Annotated in this window: 1 protein-coding gene; it reads left to right on the plus strand. The window is 44.2% G+C overall.

Annotated features, from left to right (window positions below):
* A partial coding sequence (locus tag D0T08_RS27375; protein ID WP_147322864.1) for a gliding motility-associated C-terminal domain-containing protein occupies positions 1-1,624 on the plus strand: 1,624 nt, incomplete at both ends.

Genomic DNA, 1,624 nt, shown 5'->3' on the forward strand with positions numbered 1-1,624 from the left:
ACCGACATTAAAACAGTGGAAATAAGGGTGATTCCCCCCCGTCCGAAAGGTTTAAGTGCTCGTAATTCAGAGCGTGGAGTTGAATTACGCTGGCAACAATACCCCGACTGTAACATTCCTGACGAAGATGCCGAAATAGTGATTTATCGCAAAGAAGGCTGTTCGAACTTCATCCCTGCCAATTGTCAGATAGGTTTACCTGCATCTTTGGGCTTCGTTGAAGTAGCCAGAGTGACAGCTAAAGACACTTTCTATCTGGATACCAAAGCCCAGAGTGGAGTCATTTATAGCTATAGCATTGTAGCCAATCTGGCCACCTCTGACTTTGTTTCGATGCCAAGTGTACCCTCAAACGAAGCCTGTATTGGCAGCGAGATACCCCAAAAAGCCCCGGTAATTACCAATGTGAGTGTCGATGTAACCAATACCACCACTGGCCAGATTACAGTCAAATGGACAAGACCCCTAAACTTTGATGCCGATGAAACCAAAGGCCCCTATGCTTACAAACTTTACAGAGCCACAGGTATCAGTGGAGGTATCTTTCAATTAATAGCCACCATCCCAAGCAAAGTCATTGACAAAGCAGCAGATACTTTATTTGTCGATAAAAGCCTCAATACCACAGCCAATGGCTATACCTACAAAGTAGCCTTTATTTATGAGACCGATAAATCACTGGCAGAAAGTCAGGTAGCGAGCAGTGTAAGATTGGCAGCGGCTTCAGATGCACAAAAGGTTAGATTAAACTGGCAGGCCAATGTACCCTGGAGCAATGACAACCGCAAACATCTGGTCTACAGGGAAGACAAAACCAAGCCGGGTACTTTTCATATCATCGCCGAAGTAGCTGTACAGGCAGTGAATACCTACAGCTATCTGGATGACGGCATAGACCGTTATACAGCCGATGGAGTGAATACCATAGAGATGAAAACAGACACCAATTATTGTTACAAAGTAGAGACAGTTGGTTCGTATGCCAGACTACCCCAATTTGGATTATTACATAATTTCTCACAGGTGATGTGTTCAAGTCCGATCGACAATACCCCCCCTTGTCCACCGGAGCTGAGTATCAATGATCTGAATTGTGAGAATCTGGACAGAGAAGCGATTTGTGAGACCAATACAGTAAGTAACAAACTAAGCTGGAAGACACCAGCGAGTTCAGGTAGCAATATCTGTAGAAATGATATTATCAGATACAATATTTATTTTGCCAGATACAAAGAAGAGACCCCGAAGTTACTGGCAGCGATAGACAAGCCTGTACCACCTGAGACGACCTTTACGCATACAAGAACAGTTCAGGAGGGGTTTGCGGGCTGTTATTACATCACAGCAGTGAATAGTCTGAATATAGAGAGTAGTGCGAGTGCAACTATTTGTAAAGACAATTGTGCCACAGTGATGTTACCGAATGTGTTCACTCCGAATGGTGATGGGAAAAATGACACATTCACTCCGATGACGTGTTCGGCCTTTATTCAGAACATAGACATTGAGATCTACAACAGATATGGATTGAAGGTGTATCAGAGTGGGAGCAGTAATATATTGAGTTGGGATGGCAGGAGTAGTTCGGGGAGTGAGATGCCCTCGGGAACTTATTACTATCTGG

Source organism: Emticicia sp. C21, from assembly GCF_003418935.1.
GTDB lineage: Bacteria > Bacteroidota > Bacteroidia > Cytophagales > Spirosomataceae > Emticicia.